Below are 17,378 nucleotides of genomic sequence, written 5' to 3' on the forward strand. Positions count from 1 at the left end.
GCTCCTCGGTCCATGCTGGGCACCATGCTCATCCGCGAAGCCACCCCCGCCGACTGGCCGGCCATCTGGCCCTTCCTCCGTGAGATCGTCGCCGCCGGAGAGACCTACAGCTGGGACCGCGACACCAGCGAGGACCGCGCCCGCGCGATCTGGTTCAAACCCGCCCCCGGCCGCACCTTCGTCGCCGTCGACGAGGACGGCACCGTCCTGGGAACCGCCGAGAGCCACCCCAACCAGTCCGGCGGCGGCGCCCACGTCGCCAACGCGGGCTTCATGGTCGACCCCCGCCACTCCGGCCGGGGCGTCGCCCGCGCCCTCTGCGCCCACGTACTCGACCAAGCCCGCGCCGACGGCTACCGCGCGATGCAGTTCAACGCCGTCGTGGAGACCAACGACCGCGCGGTGGCCCTCTGGAAATCCCTCGGCTTCGAGATCCTCACCACCGTCCCCGAAGCCTTCCACCACCCGCGGAAGGGCTACGTCGGCCTGCACATCATGCACCGCCGGCTCTGACGACGGCCCGCACGCGACCGGCTCACCGGTAGGGCGGCTGCTGCGGCGGCGGACCGTACCCCGGCGGGTACGGGGACGCACCCACCACGGCAGCCCGGCGCCGCTTCCGCGCCCGCACCGCCAGCCCCGCTCCCACCCCGGCGACCACCAGCACCACCAGGCCGCCGGCCCCGAGCAGGGTGTACGTGACCCCCGCGTTCCCGCCCGCCCCGGCCACCGGCGCCGCCATCGGCGGCGCCGAGGCGTCGTCGGTGGCCTCCGCCCCGGAATCCGGCGGAGCCCCCTGGGACTCCGCCCGGCCGAGCAACGGATTCGTCTTCGGCCCGCCGTCCACCGCGGCGTTCGGTTCCAACGCCTTGGCCGGATCGACGATCCCGTACCCGTAGTGGGCATCCGGCACCGCCGAACCGTCCCCCGGCGGAGTCGCACTCTTGATCATCCGATTGATGACCTGCCCGGCGGAGAGACCGGGGTACTTGGAGCGGATCAGCGCAGCGGTGGCGGACACGTAGGCGGTGGCGTCCGAGGTGCCGTTGCCGATTCCGTAGCTCGATGCGGACTTGGCCGTGGCCTGATAGACCTCGACGCCAGGCGCAGCAAGTGTGATCTCGGGCCCCGAGGTGGACCGCTCCCAGATCCGTCCCCCGTCATCAACGGCTCCGACTGCCACAACTCCTGGGAATGCGGCCGGATACTCGACTGTCTTCAGATTTCCTCCGCTGTTGCCTGCAGCGGCAACCAGGAGAACGTCCTTGGAGACGGCGTAGTTGACGGCCTCACGCACCTGGGAGTCGAACCGAGACGCGCCTCCGATGGACAAGTTGACGACCTTCGCGCCGTGATCAGCAGCGAATCGTATGGCCGAAGCGAGACTGTTCTGCTGAAGGCCGGTACCTTCACCATTCGCTGTCAATCTGACAGGCAGGATCTTCGCTTTCGGAGCCAGCCCCATGACTCCGTCCTGCGCGCCGTGCCCATGCCCCGCGATCAGGCTCGCCATCGACGTTCCATGGCCGTCGCTGTCGACGCGACCGTCCGAGTTGGCCCCGGAGAAGTCGGCTCCGGCAAGCACCTGTCCTGCCAGGTCCTGGTGATCTTGATTGACTCCGCTGTCCAGCAATCCGACGATCACACCCTCGCCCTGGCTGACGGGCCAAACCTTCTTCTCAGCTTCGAAGAGCTTCAGAGCCCACTGCTTGTCGCGAATCTGATCCGCCAACGCCGGTGTGGCGCAGGTGGCCCAGAGCAAACCCCCCGCAGCAAGAACCGCTGCACCCCGTGCCAGTCGGTTGCTCGTCAAACCTGGTCACCCCACTCAGCGATGTGCCCCGCAGATCACCGACCCGCGGGGCACCCGATCGGATCAGCCGGCCCTTCCCCAGGACAGGCTCATTCCACCACGTTTGGATTGGCGGGCTTGTCCGACGCCCAGGTCTCCTCGTCCTCCACCAGGTAGTCAGGTCGCTTGGAGTCCTTCTCCTCATTCCTGCGGCGACGCTGCGCGTCGCTGAGCGGGACTCCTGGTGCAATACCGCTCGTGGGTGCAGCGCCCATGTCGGCCCTCGCCCGGGTTCGAGCGCCCAGTCCAGAGCCTCCTTCGGTGAATGCCTGCTTGCTACCGGCTCCGGCACCGAAGCGGCTTCCCTCGCCGACAACACCGCCAGTCCGCCCCGATGGCCTGTTGCTGCCCGTGATTCCGCCTGATCCACGACCCCCGGCTCCGAATCCGCTTCCGAAGGAGTCACCGGCGCCAACAGCCCGGCCCCCACGATTCGCGGACCTGTCAGCGACGTTCGGCCGGCCGGCCGGTTCATTGGCCGACACCGCGCCTTTGCCCTGAGCGTTTCCTGAGGCGCTCTTCGCCCCGGTAACCGTCTCGCCCCCGTCGAAGGAGGACCCGCCACCAGGAACAGGACCGTTGAGCTTCGGAAGGCTGGCGGACGTCGCCGGGTTGCCAGTCGGTTGCGTTCCCGGAGTAACAACGTTGTTCCCGGACGTGGCGGGAAGGTTCACCGTCGCGGCGTCGATACCCACACCCGGGCCGTAGTTCGTCGTACCCGGCGCCTTCGGGAGTGTCTGCGCGGTGCCGCCTTTGATCCCCGGGTCCGTCGGGGCAGGAGGAGCAGGCGGAACAGGGCGCTTGACCGTCGACTGCTCGGACGCCCGCCGGGTCTGCGATGGCGACTCCCCGACCTGTGTCGGAGAAATCGTGGGGTTCCCAATGCCGGTGCCCACCATCATCGCGCTGGCGACCGCTGCCGAACCGCTCGGATCGTCCTGCGGAACAACGTCGCGATTCTCGCCCAGCTTCCCAAGCGGCTGGTAGGGCGGTGGAGGCTTCAGCATCGGGGCGGCGACGCGATAGTGCATGGCGAGGGTCTGCATGACGGCGGCGGCTTCGAGTTTGCGCTGTTCGGCGATGGCGGTCTTGGTGTCCTCGTCGTCGCCGCCGAACAGGGACGAGACGGTGTCGCCGACGCCGTCCTTGAGCTGGTCCCAGCCGCTGGGCTCCTCGGGCATGTCGTGTTTGGCCTTGGCGATGGCCTCGGACATGGCTTTGAGGGTGTTGGCGGCGTCGTTGGCGTAGGAGGCCGCGTTGTTGATGGTGGCGGCGAGGTTGAGCATGCGGGTGTGGAAGGCGTCGCTGGTGCTGCCCTCCCAGCTGACGGCGGCCTCGGTGCTGGCGCGGGTGAGGGTGGCGCGGATGGCTTTGAGGGTGTCGGCGGCGCGGCGCCAGGGGTCGCCGGCGGCCATCACCTCGCCGGGGTTCAGGGCCTGGGCCATCTTCCGGAGTTCGGCGTGGCTGTAGTCGTTGAAGTTGGTGTACGTCATCGGCGGCCGCCTCCGTTCCCGTGGGACTGTGCCCGTTCGGTGGTCATCGTTCGGACTTCCCGCCGGGGTGTCGGGGCGGGGCCACCGTCTGGGTGTACGCGGCGGCGCTGGTGGCGGACGGGGCGGCCACCGACCAGCCGTCGTCGCCGAGCTTCAGCTTGCCGGCGGTGCGGTGTTCCTGCTCCTGGTAGTTGGTGGCGGTGAGCTCGGCCTTCTTCTGGGCCTCGTCGACGGCGTCCTGGAGCTGGTTGAGGACGTCGCGCAGCCCGTCGCGCATCGTCTGGTACCGGCCGTGCAGTTCGGTGGCCTCGGCGAAGGTGCCGAAGGAGGTCTTGCCGACGGCGCTCTGTCCGTGTGTCCGGGTGCCGTCGGCGTGGCGTTCGAACTCGGCCAGCAGGAGCCTTACCTGGGCCGCGAAGGCCCGTAGTTGTTCGACTTCGACCCGGTAGCCGCCGCCGGCTCCGCCCGTCGATCCGGTCCCCGTCGCCACGTCCGGCGCCTCCCCCGTGCGTCCGCCCCGTGCTGCCGTGCACAGCCCGGGAGACACATGTCTAACACATGGGTCGGGCGAGCAGAACGGCGCTCGCGCCGAACCGCCGATGACCTGGCGGGCCGTCAGTTCACGGGTGTTTCCCGCTGGAGTGCGGCGAGGGCGCGGCGGCAGAGCGAGTCGGCGTGGCGGGTGGTTTCGGGCAGCCGGTAGCGAGGGGCGAGGGCCAGGGCGGTGTCGACCGCCTCGGACAGGCCGATGCGGTGGCCGACGGAGACGAACACCGGCTTGACGCCGGGCCGGGTGCGGACGGCGCGGCCGACCTCCTCCCCGGTGGCGGGGTCGGTGAGCGGGGTCCAGGCGCCGCGGGCGGCGGCGGGCTCGTGGTGGTCGAAGACGAACGGGGTCTTGGCGACGCCGAGGGTGCGCAGGCCGGTGAGCACGCCGAGGTGGCTGGCCAGGCCCAGGCGGCGCGGGTGGGCGAGGCCGTAGCCGTCGCAGACCACGGTGCCGGGGGTGCGGGTGAGCGCGGCCAGGGCGTCGAGGACGGCGGGGAGTTCGCGGAAGGCGAGCAGGCCGGGTGCGTAGGGGAAGGCGATCCGGCCGACGGCGGTCGACTCCTCGACGACGGCCAGGGTGTCGCGGTCCAGGACCACGGCGGCGGCGACCACGAGGTCCCGCTCGTCGTCGTAGGCGACGTCCACGCCGGCGATCAGCGTGTCGGCCTCGGTTTCGCCGTCGGTGCCGGTGGCGGAGCCGGTGCCGACGCCCGGGCCCGGGCCGTGGGGCTGGACGAGCGGGCGCAACCGTTCCTGTTCGGCGAGGGCCTCGACCTCGGTGGCGGGCCAGTCGGCGGGGATGGGCACGGCGGTTCCCCCTGGGGCGTCGAGCGTCAATGGATGAGTCCCGATCACCGTACCGAGTCGGGCGGACGACCCCGCAGTGAGCCTGTGCGCCCCCCGTGCCCCGGGCCCGGCGGCTTAGGCTGCACTTACCGAACTCCTGTACCGGGTAGGAGTCCTGGACAGGGATGCCAGCATCGGCACCGCCTCGCCCCGTCCCGCCCCGCTTCGCCCCGCCCGTTCCCCCCGACGTGCGAAGGACCGATCGCCATGCCGCGCCCGACCACCGCTCAGTTCTGCCTCGGCACCTTCACCGTCGTCGCCGCCGCCGTGGCGCTGCTGGCCGTCTCGGGCGCCACGGGCGTCCTGGAGATCGCCGTACTGGTGGGCTTCGCGCTCGCCCTCGGGACGCTGGTGACGCTGCTGTCGCTGTCCACCGCCGCCCAGCGCCGTGCCGCCGTCACGGCCGCCGTCACCACCGCCCCCGCGCCGAGCCCGGCGGCGGCCCCGGCCGACGCACCCGCGCCCGCGCCCGCCGGGCACGCGTACGCCCGGCAGCGCTGACGCACCACCGGGCGGTACCGGGCACGCGGAGACGGGATCAGACCGTGGAGACCACCACGGTCTTCACGGCCTTGTCGTGGATGCACTGGCGGTACGGCTTGTCGAAGACGCCGAACAGAACGTCGATCAGCCACCAGAGCGCGGCGCAGCAGATGACCGCCGGAAGGATGAAGACGGCGGACCTCGTCCAGGCGGCGGCCGGCGTCGGCGTGGTGCCGTCGATCAGCATCGCGACCCTGAGCTTCATGGCCTTCTTGCCGAGGGTCTGGCCGTCCCGGCTGAGCATCACGCCGTCGTAGATCAGGAGCAGGCCGCAGGCCAGCCAGAAGGCGCCGGCCGAACCGGAGCGGTCGCCGAGGCTGGCGAAGGGCAGCACCACGATGATCGCCACGATCTGCGCGAGGACGTAGTCGATCAGCTGCGCGAGGATCCGGTTCGGCCAACTGCCGAGCGGCGGCATCCCGGGGATCGGCCCGGCACCGGGCGTGCCGTGCCCCGTGGGTCCGTATCCGGGCGGTGGCTGGTCGGACGGCGGCCCGCCGTAGGGGCCCTGCCCGTACGGCGAACCACCGGGGGTGCCGCCGTAGGTGCCGCCGTACGCGCCGGGGCGGTCACCGTAGGGGCTGCCGGCCGGCGGCGGGGTCGACGGCGGCGGGTTGCCGGACGGGTCCGACGGCGCACCTTCCGGCGTGCCGCCACCCGGGTACGGGGGCTGCTTGTCGAAGGAGGGCTGGCCGCCCCCCTCCGGCTCGGAGCCTGAGGGGTCGTGGGTGCTCATTCCCCGAGTAGAACATCACACATTCGCTAAGTTTCGGATATTTAGTCCGTTTCGCCCAGCAACCTCCGTGTGCCCGTGGTCAGTCCCGGACGACCCTGGTGCCCGCCATCCGGTCGTGCCAGCCGCGCCGGGCGGGGCGGTCGAACAGCGGCCAGACCAGGCCGAGCAGCAGAACCGCCGAGGCGTTGCGGACCAGCCAACGGGCCAGCGAGCGGGCGAAGCTCAGCCGGAGGCGGGCGGCCGACGGGGTCGCGTCCACCACCCGGATCCGGGCCAGGCGCTTGCCGAAGGTCTGGCCGGTACGGGCGGTCGGCAGGACTTCGTAGAGCACGCCGACGAAGGCGAGGACGGCGAGCAGGACAGCGGCCTTGCCCACCACCACACCGTCGACCAGCCAGACGTCGACCTGACGGCGGGTGAGGGCGCTGGCCATCCTGGCCTGGGCGAGCTTCTGTTGGAGGTGGGACAGCGCGGAGTTGCCGAGCGGGATGGCGGCCGCGGTGGCGACCACGGCGAGGACGGCGGTGTCCACCAAACGCGCGGCCAGCCGGCGCCCGAGCCCGGCGGCCACCGGTGCGGGGGGACGGCGACGGGCCGCAGATCGCGGCGCGGGCCCGGCCTTCGCCGCAGGGGCGACGGGCGCGGGCGTCACGGCGGGCACGGCGTCGACGGCCGGCGCCACGTTGCCGGCCGGTGCGGCAGTGGCAGCCGGCTCCGACGCGAGCTCCGGCTCCGGCCCCGCCGCGGGCACAGGCTCCGACGCGGGAACGGGCACCGGCACCGGCGCCGAACCGGAGGCACGCAAGCCCACCGGCGCCACGGAGGCCACCGGCTGCGCGGACACCGCAGCCGCCACGACGGGCCCCACCCGCTCTGCGGGCTCCCGCTCCACGACCACCGGCCGGACGTCCGCGGACTCGACCGTGCCCGGCGACGGCTCCGCCCCCGGGAGCACTCCCCAGGAGACCCAGCGCGGCGCCCCGCCGGTCTCCATCAGGCCGCGCTGCGCCCGCGGGTCGACCTGCCAGCCGGAGGGGTCCGGCTCTCCCCCGGCCCCCTGCGCCACCTCTCCCGCGCGCCCCCGCCCGGCCGCCTCGGCCCCGAGGTCCATCCGCGCCCCGGGCGGGCGGAAGGCCGGCCCGGCCGCCAGGTGCGGCCCGACGCTGAACGACGCCCCGCCCGCCGTCTGGTCGAGGTACACCGGTCCGGTCTCCCCGGAGGTCTCGACGGTCGGTGGCACGACGGTCGGTGGCGCGACGGGCGACGCCACGACGCTCGACGGCGCGACGGCCTCCGGCGCCGCCGGCGGCGGAACGAAGCGCGCACCCGCCCCCGGCCCGGCTCCCGCGCCGCCCGCCACACCGCTGCGCCGGGCCACGAACCGTGGCGGCTCCAGCACCTCGCCCTCCGCCGGGGCCGGACGGCTGGTGCCGGGCACCCAGGCGGTGCCGCCCCAGTAGCGGACGAAGCCGGGCACCGAGGGATCGGGGTAGTACCCGGGTGTGGGGCCGACGGCCGTCTCCGCGCCGCCGGCGAAGGGCCGGTCCGTCATGGGGTCTTCTTTCCTGGCAGGGCCGATGCGGCGCACCCGGCGGCAGACCGCGCGACGGCGACTCGGGCGGCACGGGTGGCTTCGCCGTCGGCGCGCGCGAGGACACCGCCTCATTGGCGGACAGTCGCGGGGCAGTCACAAAGGGTAGTACCTCGACGGGTCGACGGAGGCAAGTTGCGCAATCGCCGGACAGTCCGGGTCCGCCCGGGATAGGGAGGACGGCGCGCACGCGTCGGCACGCGCCCGCTCCCCCCGCGTGCACCACTCCTCGTCCGCGTCTGCGGGAACTGCGCCAAGAAATCTCGGAAACGTGTGTAAGAGCGCCCGCGACCCGCGCTCTCCAAGGTCACAGGGCCCGGAACCGGGCATGAACCGGAATCAGAGAGGAACCCGATCATGGAGCGCGCGACGAGCGTGGTCGAACACGAGCTGGAGCTCAACCTGGTGCTCTCCCCCGAGCACAGCGTCCCCGTCCCGGCCCGGCTGTCCTACGGCAGCCACGACCCGTACGCGGTGCACATCACCTTCCACCTGGACACCGGCTCGCCGGTCACCTGGGTGTTCGCCCGTGAGCTGCTGGTGGAGGGCACCTTCCGGCCGTGCGGCCAGGGGGACGTGCGGATCTGGCCGACCCGGTCGGGCCGGCGCAGCGTGCTCTGCCTGGCGCTGAGCTCGCCCGCCGGGGACGCGCTGCTGGAGGCTCCGCTGCCGGTGGTGGCCGCCTGGCTGGAGCGGGCGCACCGGCTGGTGCCGCCGGGCAGCGAGCTGGCCGCACTGGACATGGACGGTTCGCTCGCCGAGCTGCTCGCGTGAGCGACCGCGCCGCACGGCGCCGCCCCCCACCGGGCACACCCGGACGCCCCGGCCCGGGACGCCCCGGCCCCGGGCGCGCAGGCCTTGAGCGACAAACCCCCGGACAGAGCACCCCCGGACAGCCCACCCCCGAGCGGAGCACCCCCGGGCCCGGCGGCCCGGGAGCCCCCGGCGACTCAGCGGGCCGCGGGGGCCTGCTGACGGTCGTGTGCGGGGCCCGGGCGGCCGCCGCCGCTGCGCTGCCCGGGCAGCGGGACGAGCGGGGCGCCGGCGGCCCGCCGCCGAGCCCTTATGCGTAGCGCCGCGGCCAGCAGGAAGCAGATCCCGACGAGCGGGTAGACCGAAGCCGGGATCTGGCTGACCGCCGACAGGTGCAGGTCGAGGTCGCCGTGGTGCGGCACGACCCACATGCCGAACGAGAAGAAGGCGACCAGCGTGGCCCCGAACGCGGCGCGCCAGCGCATCCGGCGGACGGCGGCCGGACGGGCCTGCTCGACCGCCGCCTCGCAGGCCAGCAGGGCGAGCACGGGCACGCACCAGACCCAGTGGTGGGTCCAGCTGATCGGCGAGATCAGCACCGCGGTGACGGCGGTGCAGCAGACGCCCCACGCCTCGGCGCGCGGCAGCCAGCGGGAGCTGGAGGCCGCCCAGGCGGCGATGGCGAGTCCGGCCACCGCGACCAGTCCGGCGGCCAGGGTCGCGACGAGCCCGGGGTCGGCGCTGTGCAGCAGCCGGGCGACGGCGCCGCGCACCGACTGGTTGTCGACGATCTCGGTCTTGCCGACCCGCGAGGAGTCGTAGAGGTACTTGGTCCAGAAGCCCCAGGTGGCATCGGGCAGGACGAGCCCGCCGAGCAGGAAGGTGCCGAGGAAGGTGAAGCCGGCCACGAAGGCGGCCCGGATCCGGCCGGTGAGCAGCAGGTAGACGGCGAAGAGCCCGGGGGTGAGCTTGATGCCCGCGGCGATGCCGATCGCGACACCCTTGCTGCGGCGGCCGTCGGGGCGGGCGAGGTCCCAGAGGATCAGGCAGGCCAGGGCGAGGTTGATCTGGCCGTAGCGCAGCGTGGTGAAGACCGGTTCGAGCCAGACGCCACCGCCGGTGACCAGGATCACGCCGAGCGGGCGCAGCTCGCGGCGCGGCCAGCCGACCAGCTTGAACGACAGGTGGGTGAAGAGCGCGAGCAGCCCGAGGTTGCCGAGCGTGATCGCCACCCGGAGGAACGGCACCGGGAACCAGGTCGTCGGCACGAACAGCATCGCGGCGAACGGCGGATAGGTGGCGGGCAGGTTCCACTCGGTGACCCGCAGGGCGTAGAGGTCGGTGCCGTCGGCGACGGCGGCGCCCTCCGCCCGGTAGACGATCATGTCGACCATCGAGGTGTGGACGAAGTGCCGCACGACGGCATAGACCACCAGGGACAGCAGCGCCACCGCGGAGACGGCCAGCAGCGGACGACGCGGCGCCTCGCGCAGGGCCCGGACGGGCGCGCCGAGGGCGTCCTTCAGGCGGTTCGACAGGGGCCCGGGCGCCGGGTCCGGTGCGGTTGGCACCGCGCTGCGCTCGTCTTGCACCGCTGTCACTGTTCGCTCCGTCCACCGTTCGGCCAACCAGCGACGATACCGGATGCCCGCCGACCGGGCCTGATCAGAACGATCACGGAGCGTGACCGGCCGGAACGGAGAACACCCCGGCCGGCCGTACTCCGTTGCGGGCGGAGCACGGACGGCCGGGGTCCCGGGGAGGGGTCGCGGGGGCTCAGCCGGCGTAGGCGCCGAGGGCCCGGGTGAAGTCCAGCGGCTGCTGGACGATGCTGCTGCAGCTGGCGTCGGCGTACGCCTTGGCGCCGCCCTCGCACGCCTTGTCGCGGGTGCCGGACCACATCGCCAGCCAGGCCAGGTGCTTGGTCCCGGCGAAGTCGGCGAGCTGCTTGGCGTCGGCGACGGTGAAGATCTCGCTGGCCACGTCGTTGACCCCGATCATCGGGGTGACCGCGACCTTGCGCCAGGCGGCGGCGTCGTCCAGGCCGAGCACGCTCTTGACCTGGGCCTGGGTGGCGGTGGCCGCGGCGATGGCGTACTTGCCCATCTGGCCCTGCGGGTTCGGGGCGACGCCGTCACCGAAGTCCATCGCCATGATGTTGACCGCGCCGATCGCGACGCCGTTGTTCTTGGCGCCCGCGACCAGGTTGACGCCCTCCTGGGTCAGGCCGGAGGGCAGCGCGGGCAGGGTGAAGGAGACGTCCAGGGCCTTGCCCTTGGCGGCCGCGTTCTTCTGCAGCTGGGCGACGGCCTGGGCACGGCGGGTGTTGGCGGCGGTGTCGGCGATCGCGCCGCCCTCGACGTCGAAGTCGACCTTGGTCAGCCCGAAGGTGTCGACGGTCTTCTGGTAGACGGCGGTCAGGTCGGCCGTCGTGGTGCAGGCGAGCGCCAGCTCGCTGCCGTTGGCACCGCCGAAGGAGACCCGGACGTCGCCGCCGATCGCCCGCAGCGCGCCGATCTGGGCGGCCACCGCGTCGGCGGACAGCTCGCTGACACCGCCCCACTTCGGGGTGCAGCCGCCGCCGGAGACCACGAAGGCGAGGGTGAAGTTCTTGACGCCGGTGGCCTTCGCGGTGGCGACGAGGTCGTACGGCGGGTAGAGCGAGGTGTCCACGTACGGCGCGAAGCCGGCGCCGGTGACCGGGGCGGGAGTGCCGGTGGCGGTGGCGGTGGGCGTCGGGGTGGCGCTCGCGGTCGGCGCCGGGGTGGTCGGCCTGGTCGTGGCGGTGGGGCTCGGCGGCGCGGTGGTGGGCTTGGCGGTGGCCGTGGCCGTGGCGGTCGGCGCCGCAGTGGGCACCGTGGTCACGGTCGGCGACGCGGTGGGCACCGTGGTTGGGCGGCCCGAGGGAGTCGGCACGGTGCCGTCCCCGGCCTTGCAGGAGGCGTTGTTGATCAGGCAGTTGCCGGGCTCGGCCTGGGCCGCGCCGGAGCCCTGGGCGACGAAGCCGACCACCAGGCTCCGACCGGGCTCCAGGCGCTTGCTCCAGGACTCGGGCTTGACGGTGACGTGCTGGCCGTCGGCGCTGAAGGTGGCGTTCCAGAGCGAGTCGATCTTCGCTCCGGCCGGCAGGTCGAAGCTCAGCGTCCAGTCCTCGATCGCGCTGCCGTCCGGGTTGGTGACCAGGTACTGGCCGGTGTAGCCGGAGTCCCAGGTGCTGGTGCGGGTGTAGACCGCGCCGAGCGAGGCGGCGCTCGCCGAGGAGGCGAGGACGACGACACCGCCCGCGACCAGCGCGGCGGCGACGGCCGAGGCCCCGAGGACGACTCCCTTGCGGCTGCGCCGGCGGCGGCCCGGGCGGCGGTCGGGCTGGGTCGTCATGGGCGTACCTCCGTGGGGGGCGCCTCCTGCCCGAACGGCGCGGGAGGCGACTGGGCCGGACGGGGTCGCGACGGCCGGGCGCGGGTACGTGGACCCGTCGCGGGCGGCGTGACCCGGCTCGGTCGGGTGACCGGCGCGGATGACGCTAGTGGTGCCGGAGGGCCGGAACCGGCCTGCTGAGCGAGGGGTACAGCTCCCTTAGGGCCCGCTTAAGAAAGAGGGGGGACACCTGTGCCGCCCGGTCCGGCCCGCCGCCGCGCGGCAGCGCCGCCGCTCAGCGCTGGAACAGCGTGCTGCGGGTCCGCCGGCGGCTGACGCGGGCCGCGACGCCCACCGGTCTGGCCTGCAACCTCAGCCGGATCTCGGCGCCGCCGAGCCCCGCCGAGCGGCCGAGCGCGAGGTCGCCGCCGGTGACCTCGGCGAGCTTGCGGGCGATGTCCAGCCCGAGGCCGGTGGAGCCCTCGCCGCCGTGGCCCTGCCCGCGCTTCAGGGCGGCCTCGGGGTCGGTGAAGCCCGGTCCGGCGTCGCCGACCAGCACGATGACCGAGCTCTCGGTGGCGAGCACGTCGACCGAGAACGCGGTGCCGACGGCGGTGTGGCGGAAGACGTTGCCGAGCAGCGCGTCGACGGCGGCGGCGAGGTCGCCGCGCTGGACGGACACCGGGACGGGCCGGTCGGCGCCGGCCAACTGCCAGCGGCGGCCCTCGTCCTCGGCGAGCGCGGACCAGAAGCCGACCCGCTCCTGGATCACCTCGGCCGCGTCGCAGCCGACGGTGACGGCGGGCGCGTCCTCGGGCGCCCGGCGGGCCGAGCGGATGATCTGGTCGACCTCGCGCTCCAGTTGGGAGACGGCGTGCCGGGTGGCGTCGGCGGCGACGCCCTCGCCGAGCGAGGCGGCGTTGAGCCGCAGCACGGTGAGCGGGGTGCGCAGCCGGTGCGACAGGTCGGCGGCCAACTCCCTTTCGGCGGCGAGCAAGTGGACGACCCGGTCGGCCATCGCGTTGAACGCGTGGGCGGCTTCGCGCAGTTCCTCCGGGCTCCCGGCGCTCTGCCGGTCGTCGACGGGCACCCGGACGGCGAGGTTGCCGCCGCCGAGCGAGCGGGCCGCGGCGGCCAGCCGGCGGGCGGAGCCGACGATCCGGGTGCCCATCCGGTCGGCGACCAGCACCGAGATGGCCACCAGCGCGAGCGCGACCGCCGACAGCACCAGCCAGGCGGTGGAGACGCCCCGGGTGAGGTCGCCGTCGGCCACGAACACCTCGACCACGGCCGTCCGGCCGGTGTCCACGGCGACCGGCTGCAGCAGGGCGAACCCGCCGGGCACCTCGACGGTGAACGAGCGGCCCTGGCCGCCGGCGGTGCCGACGTCGGCGGCGAGCGCGCGGGCGTCGCCGATGGTCGCCCCGCCGTCCGGCCCGACCGGGGCGGTCACGGCGGAGGGCGGCGCGGCCGGCGCGGCGGAGGGCAGTGCGGACGCCACGGTGGCGGGCGGCGCGGCCGGCCCGCTGGGAGCGCCCGCCGGGGGCGCCGACGCCGCGCCCGCCACCGCCCCGGTCGTTCCCCCGCCCGCCACCGCGCCCGGCACCGGCAGGTGGACCGCCATCCGCCCCTGCGCGCCCGCGTCGGTACTGGCCACCGCGCGGGCGATGGCGCCCTGGTCCGTGGTGATGGCGAGCGCCGGACCGAGTGCCGCCGCCTGCCGCTCGGCCGCGGTGAACGCCCGGTCCCGCGCGGTCTGTTGGACCATCAGCCCGAGCGGGATGAGGAAGGCCAGCGCGACCATGGTGGTCCCGGCCACGGCGGCCTTGATCAGGGCCCAGCGCAGCGAGCGCCCGAACCGCCTCATGTCCGGCGCTCCGTGGGGGCGGGTCCGGGCTCCGTCGGGTGCCCGGTCGCCTCCAGCCGGACCCCGACGCCGCGCACGGTGTGCAGGTAGCGGGGGTTGGAGGCGGTCTCGCCGAGCTTGCGGCGCAGCCAGGAGAGGTGGACGTCGATGGTCTGGTCGCCGCCGTAGGTCTGGCGCCACACCTCGGCCAGGATCTCCTTGCGCGGCACGACGACGCCGGGGCGGGCGGCGAGGAAGGCCAGCAGGTCGAACTCGCGGCGGGTCAGGTCGAGCGCCCGGCCGTCCAGCGCGGCCTCCCGGCGCTGGAGGTCGATGGCGAGCCCGCCGACCCGGAGCACCTGGGTGACCGGGGCCGTTCCGCCGCCGAGCCGGCGCAGCACGGCGGCCATCCGGGCACTGAGGTGTTCCCCGGAGAAAGGTTTCACCAAGTAGTCGTCGGCGCCGTCGTTGAGCAGCCGGACGATCTCGGCCTCGTCGTCCCGGGCGGTGGAGATGATGACCGGCACGTTGGTCAGGCCGCGAATCATCTTGAGCGCCTCGCTGCCGTCCAGATCGGGCAGGCCGAGATCGAGGATCACCAGGTCACAGCCGACCTGGGCGACCTCGCGCAACGCCTCAAGTGCCGTGCCCACACTGCGGACCGCGTGACCGGTGTCGGCCAGGTGCCGGATGAGGGCGGAGCGTACGAAGGGGTCGTCCTCGACCACGAGCACTGTTGCCATGGGGCTGCACGGTACGCCATCGGCGCGCGGTGGTCTGTACCTCGGGGTGGGTCTCGGGACGGGGTCCCGGACCGCCCGCCGGGCAGGTCGGGACCGATTCGCTCCGTCCCCTGGTGTTTTGTGCAACTTGCCTGCTGAATAGCAGGGCTGCCCACCTGCGGCGGCCCCGGATACGGCAGGATGTGCGCACGATGCGGAACGGACTGGTACAGCTCGGCGCCTGGGCGGCGGCCACCGGGGCGGCGGTGGCGCTGTCCTGGTTCGGCGTGCACGCGGTGCTGACCGGCGCCGCGTTCGAGCAGCCCACGGCGCTGCCACTGCCGTCCCCGGCGGCCGGCGGCTCCCGGCCCTCGACGACGCCGGCGCCCGCGCCGGTACCGACCCAGGAGCAGTCCGCGCCCCGGCCGGAGGGCTCCGGCCCGACGCCCGCGCCGGCCGCGTCGACCACCCAGCGCAGTGCGGCGGCCCCCGGCGCCCCGCCCTCCTCGCGCCGTCCCGCGCCCACCACCGCCGCCACCACCACGTCCTCCGTGCGCAGCTATCCGGTCCCCGGCGGCAAGGTCGCGCTGGACATCCGGCCGGACTCCGCCTCGCTGGTCTCCGCCACCCCGGATCCGGGCTGGCAGATGCAGGTCTGGAACGGCCCGCAGTGGATGCGGGTGGACTTCACCAAGGGCGACCAGGCCAACTCGGTGTTCGTCGCCTGGAACGGCCACCCGCCGATCGTGGAGACGGCCGTCCGCTGACCGGTGGCCCGGCGGCCGGTCACCAGCGGTCGAACGGGACGTACCCGGGCAGGTAGGGGCCGCGGTAGCGGGACCGGTCGACCAGGGTGTGCCTGGTCCCGCCGGGCACCCCGATCGCGGCGAGCACCACCACGCCGTACCGGTCGTGCACCTCGTAGGGCTCGGCGAGCGAGCTGGCCCCCCGGTCCACGGCGTAGTCGTACGCGTAGTGGACGTCCGGCACCCCGACGGCGAGGTCCACCACCCCGTCGCCGTGCCGGGCCAGGTGGCCGGCCAGCTCCCGGCCGCGCGGCCCGATCACCTGGACCAGCGAGGTCAGCACGAAGCGAGTCCCGGGCGCGCGCAGGACGTACGAGACGGTCTCCGGCTCGCCGGTGTCGGGCCCGGCGTAGGCGGTACAGCGCAGGCCGAGCGCGGTGGCGTAGCGGCGTGCCGCGCGCTCGGCGTCGGCGACCGCGAAGACCACCGCGTCGGCGTGCCCCATCGGGACGAGGTCGGACTCCTCCAGGCCTGCGGTGAGCAGCACGGGTTCGGCGGCGGTGTCGGTCATGACGGCCCTCCCGGTGGGCGTACGGGACCACGGTCTGCCCCGTGGGCCGGTGTGGGGCCCGGCTCACGGGGTTGTGGCTGGAGGGTGGCGCCGGGCCGACCGACGCGCAACTGTTCCGTTTCCTCCTGGTCAAGGTGTGCGCCGGGGCGGGAGAATCGGCCGCACCGCTGTACAGAATGCCCACCGGAGGACGGAGCCCCGCGATGCCCCCCGCCCAGTCCCCGAGTTCCCCGAACTCCACCGAATCGCCCAACTCCGCTTCCGGGCCGGGCCCTTCGGCTCCGACGGCCGCTACCGTCAACGACGCGATCGACGTGCTGGACGGCCGGCTGATCCGGCTGCTGGCGGAGGAGCCGCGGATCGGGGTGCTGGAGTGCTCGCGCCGCCTCCAGGTGGCCCGGGGCACCGTCCAGGCGAGGCTGGACCGGCTCCAGGCCAAGGGTGTGATCGGCGGCTTCGGGCCCGAGGTGGACCCGGCGGCGCTGGGCTACCCGGTGACGGCCTTCGCCACGCTGGAGATCTCCCAGGGCCAGGGCTCCGACGTGCGGGCGCACCTGGCCGCGGTGCCGGAGGTGCTGGAGCTGCACACGATCACCGGACGCGGGGACATGATGGTGCGGATCGTGGCCCGGTCCAACGCCGATCTGCAGCGCGTGATCGACCGGGTGGTGGGGTTCGACGGGATCGTCCGGTCCTCGACGGCGATCGCGCTGGAGAACCCGGTGCCGTACCGGATCCTGCCGCTGGTGGACCAGGCCGCCGCCGAGTAGGGCGGCCTCCGGGCGGGTCGGCGCCCCCCGGGAACGGCGGGGCGCGGCACCCGGACGGACGGGGTCCGACCGACGGGCATATGCCAGCGGTCCGTGCGCATCGTGCGCGAAAAGATCACTCATATGACCATCCATTCATCGATCCGCTCCCCCCTGCCCCCGGCCCCGCCGACCCTGATCACCTCCGCCCAGCGCGCCCTGCGCCTGCTGGAAGCGGTCGCCCGCTACCCCAACGGGGCCACCGCCAAGCAGCTCGCCCGCGACACCGGCCTGGCCCTCGGCACCGCCTACCACCTGCTGCGCACCCTGGTGCACGACCGCTACCTGGAGCGCCGCAGCGGCCACTACCTGACCGGCCCGGCGGTCGCCGGACTCACCCGGGAGGAGAGCCCGACGGCCGGGCACAACCGGCTCAACCGGCTGCTCACCCTGCTCGCCGGCGAGCTCTCCGCGGCGGTCTACTTCAGCTGGTACCGCAAGGGGGAGGTCGAACTGGTCGACGCGGTGGCCGCCCCCGGCGCCCCGCTGGTCGACCGGCGCCACTTCCGGGCCGCCGCGCACGCCCACTCGGCCGGCAAGACCCTGCTCGCCCTGATGTCCGCCGAGGAGCGCCGCGCCCACCTGGCCCGCTACCCGATGGTGCCGCTCACCCCGTACACCCTGCGGGAGCCCGCGCACCTGCCGATGCTGCCCCGCCAGGGGCCGCAGCGGGCCGCGCCGATCACCCAGTACCAGGAGTACGCGATCGGCACGGCCGGGGCCGCGGTCCCGATCGTCGCGGGCAACGGCATCGCCGCGGTCTCGGTGTCGCTGCCGATGGCGCAGGCCCATCGTTTAGCCGCCATCGCCGCGCAACTGCGCACCCGGCTGAGCGACGACTTCGCCTCGGTGGCCTTCGGGCTCTGACCGCCCTCCCGGGCCGGGGCGCGCGGCCCGGACACCAGGCCGGGCGGACAGGGCTCGCCCGGCCCCCACCGCCGCGGCCGTCCGACCCGCCACCGCA

At 74.0% G+C, this 17,378-nt stretch carries 17 protein-coding genes; 6 read left to right on the top strand and 11 right to left on the bottom strand.

Going from position 1 to position 17,378, the window contains the following annotated elements:
• Positions 1 to 24 precede the first annotated feature (24 nt).
• Positions 25 to 513, top strand: a complete 489-nt coding sequence (locus tag ACFVYI_RS03920; protein ID WP_387881298.1) for a GNAT family N-acetyltransferase — start codon at positions 25 to 27, stop codon at positions 511 to 513.
• Positions 514 to 535: 22 nt separating this feature from the next.
• Here the strand turns inward: ACFVYI_RS03920 and mycP are convergent, their stop codons facing one another.
• The 4 genes from mycP to ACFVYI_RS03940 all read right to left on the bottom strand — a co-directional run bounded on the left by mycP (position 536) and on the right by ACFVYI_RS03940 (position 4,701).
• Positions 536 to 1,732, bottom strand: coding sequence for a type VII secretion-associated serine protease mycosin (gene mycP, locus ACFVYI_RS03925; RefSeq protein ID WP_387881300.1), 1,197 nt, complete (start codon positions 1,730 to 1,732; stop codon positions 536 to 538).
• 170 nt (positions 1,733 to 1,902) lie between these two features.
• Positions 1,903 to 3,345, bottom strand: coding sequence for a hypothetical protein (locus ACFVYI_RS03930; protein WP_387881302.1), 1,443 nt, complete (start codon positions 3,343 to 3,345; stop codon positions 1,903 to 1,905).
• 43 nt (positions 3,346 to 3,388) lie between these two features.
• Complete coding sequence (locus tag ACFVYI_RS03935; RefSeq protein ID WP_387881304.1) at positions 3,389 to 3,835, bottom strand: hypothetical protein; 447 nt, start codon at positions 3,833 to 3,835, stop codon at positions 3,389 to 3,391.
• 125 nt (positions 3,836 to 3,960) lie between these two features.
• Positions 3,961 to 4,701: an endonuclease V gene (locus ACFVYI_RS03940; protein WP_387881306.1), complete on the bottom strand. Its 741-nt coding sequence runs from the start codon at positions 4,699 to 4,701 to the stop codon at positions 3,961 to 3,963.
• Between the two features lie 246 nt (positions 4,702 to 4,947).
• Here ACFVYI_RS03940 and ACFVYI_RS03945 point away from each other — a divergent pair, with 246 nt between their 5' ends.
• On the top strand, positions 4,948 to 5,241 hold the full coding sequence (locus ACFVYI_RS03945; protein WP_387881308.1) for a hypothetical protein: 294 nt from the start codon (positions 4,948 to 4,950) through the stop codon (positions 5,239 to 5,241).
• Between the two features lie 37 nt (positions 5,242 to 5,278).
• On the opposite strand, the gene ACFVYI_RS03950 is transcribed toward ACFVYI_RS03945, so the two are convergent.
• Together ACFVYI_RS03950 and ACFVYI_RS03955 are read right to left on the bottom strand one after the other, a co-directional pair.
• Positions 5,279 to 6,019, bottom strand: coding sequence for an RDD family protein (locus tag ACFVYI_RS03950; RefSeq protein WP_387881310.1), 741 nt, complete (start codon positions 6,017 to 6,019; stop codon positions 5,279 to 5,281).
• 79 nt (positions 6,020 to 6,098) lie between these two features.
• Entirely contained in the window at positions 6,099 to 7,571 is a 1,473-nt protein-coding gene (locus ACFVYI_RS03955) for an RDD family protein (protein WP_387881312.1), read from the bottom strand.
• A gap of 396 nt (positions 7,572 to 7,967) precedes the next feature.
• Here ACFVYI_RS03955 and ACFVYI_RS03960 point away from each other — a divergent pair, with 396 nt between their 5' ends.
• Entirely contained in the window at positions 7,968 to 8,384 is a 417-nt protein-coding gene (locus ACFVYI_RS03960; RefSeq protein WP_329487855.1) for an SsgA family sporulation/cell division regulator, read from the top strand.
• A 176-nt stretch (positions 8,385 to 8,560) separates the two neighbouring features.
• On the opposite strand, the gene ACFVYI_RS03965 is transcribed toward ACFVYI_RS03960, so the two are convergent.
• The 4 genes from ACFVYI_RS03965 to ACFVYI_RS03980 form a co-directional block, all read right to left on the bottom strand.
• Positions 8,561 to 9,964: a glycosyltransferase 87 family protein gene (locus tag ACFVYI_RS03965; RefSeq protein WP_387881315.1), complete on the bottom strand. Its 1,404-nt coding sequence runs from the start codon at positions 9,962 to 9,964 to the stop codon at positions 8,561 to 8,563.
• A 175-nt stretch (positions 9,965 to 10,139) separates the two neighbouring features.
• Positions 10,140 to 11,741, bottom strand: coding sequence for a cellulose binding domain-containing protein (locus tag ACFVYI_RS03970; protein ID WP_387881317.1), 1,602 nt, complete (start codon positions 11,739 to 11,741; stop codon positions 10,140 to 10,142).
• A gap of 274 nt (positions 11,742 to 12,015) precedes the next feature.
• Complete coding sequence (locus ACFVYI_RS03975; protein WP_387881319.1) at positions 12,016 to 13,587, bottom strand: sensor histidine kinase; 1,572 nt, start codon at positions 13,585 to 13,587, stop codon at positions 12,016 to 12,018.
• Complete coding sequence (locus tag ACFVYI_RS03980; RefSeq protein ID WP_387881321.1) at positions 13,584 to 14,309, bottom strand: response regulator transcription factor; 726 nt, start codon at positions 14,307 to 14,309, stop codon at positions 13,584 to 13,586. The genes ACFVYI_RS03975 and ACFVYI_RS03980 overlap by 4 nt, the downstream gene beginning before the upstream one ends.
• A 191-nt stretch (positions 14,310 to 14,500) precedes the next feature.
• Between ACFVYI_RS03980 and ACFVYI_RS03985 the strand changes: the two genes are divergently transcribed.
• Entirely contained in the window at positions 14,501 to 15,055 is a 555-nt protein-coding gene (locus ACFVYI_RS03985; protein ID WP_387881323.1) for a hypothetical protein, read from the top strand.
• 19 nt (positions 15,056 to 15,074) lie between these two features.
• Here ACFVYI_RS03985 and ACFVYI_RS03990 read toward each other — a convergent pair whose 3' ends face one another.
• Positions 15,075 to 15,605 (bottom strand): VOC family protein, encoded by a 531-nt coding sequence (locus ACFVYI_RS03990; RefSeq protein WP_387881325.1) that lies wholly within the window; start codon positions 15,603 to 15,605, stop codon positions 15,075 to 15,077.
• 203 nt (positions 15,606 to 15,808) lie between these two features.
• On the opposite strand from ACFVYI_RS03990, the gene ACFVYI_RS03995 reads away from it, so the two are divergent.
• Together ACFVYI_RS03995 and ACFVYI_RS04000 are read left to right on the top strand one after the other, a co-directional pair.
• Positions 15,809 to 16,375 (top strand): Lrp/AsnC family transcriptional regulator, encoded by a 567-nt coding sequence (locus ACFVYI_RS03995; RefSeq protein WP_387881327.1) that lies wholly within the window; start codon positions 15,809 to 15,811, stop codon positions 16,373 to 16,375.
• A 123-nt stretch (positions 16,376 to 16,498) separates the two neighbouring features.
• Positions 16,499 to 17,281, top strand: coding sequence for an IclR family transcriptional regulator (locus ACFVYI_RS04000; RefSeq protein WP_387881329.1), 783 nt, complete (start codon positions 16,499 to 16,501; stop codon positions 17,279 to 17,281).
• The last annotated feature ends 97 nt before the right edge of the window (positions 17,282 to 17,378 follow it).

It is taken from the genome of Kitasatospora sp. NPDC058218, assembly GCF_042882445.1.
In the GTDB taxonomy this organism is placed as follows: Bacteria; Actinomycetota; Actinomycetes; order Streptomycetales; family Streptomycetaceae; genus Kitasatospora.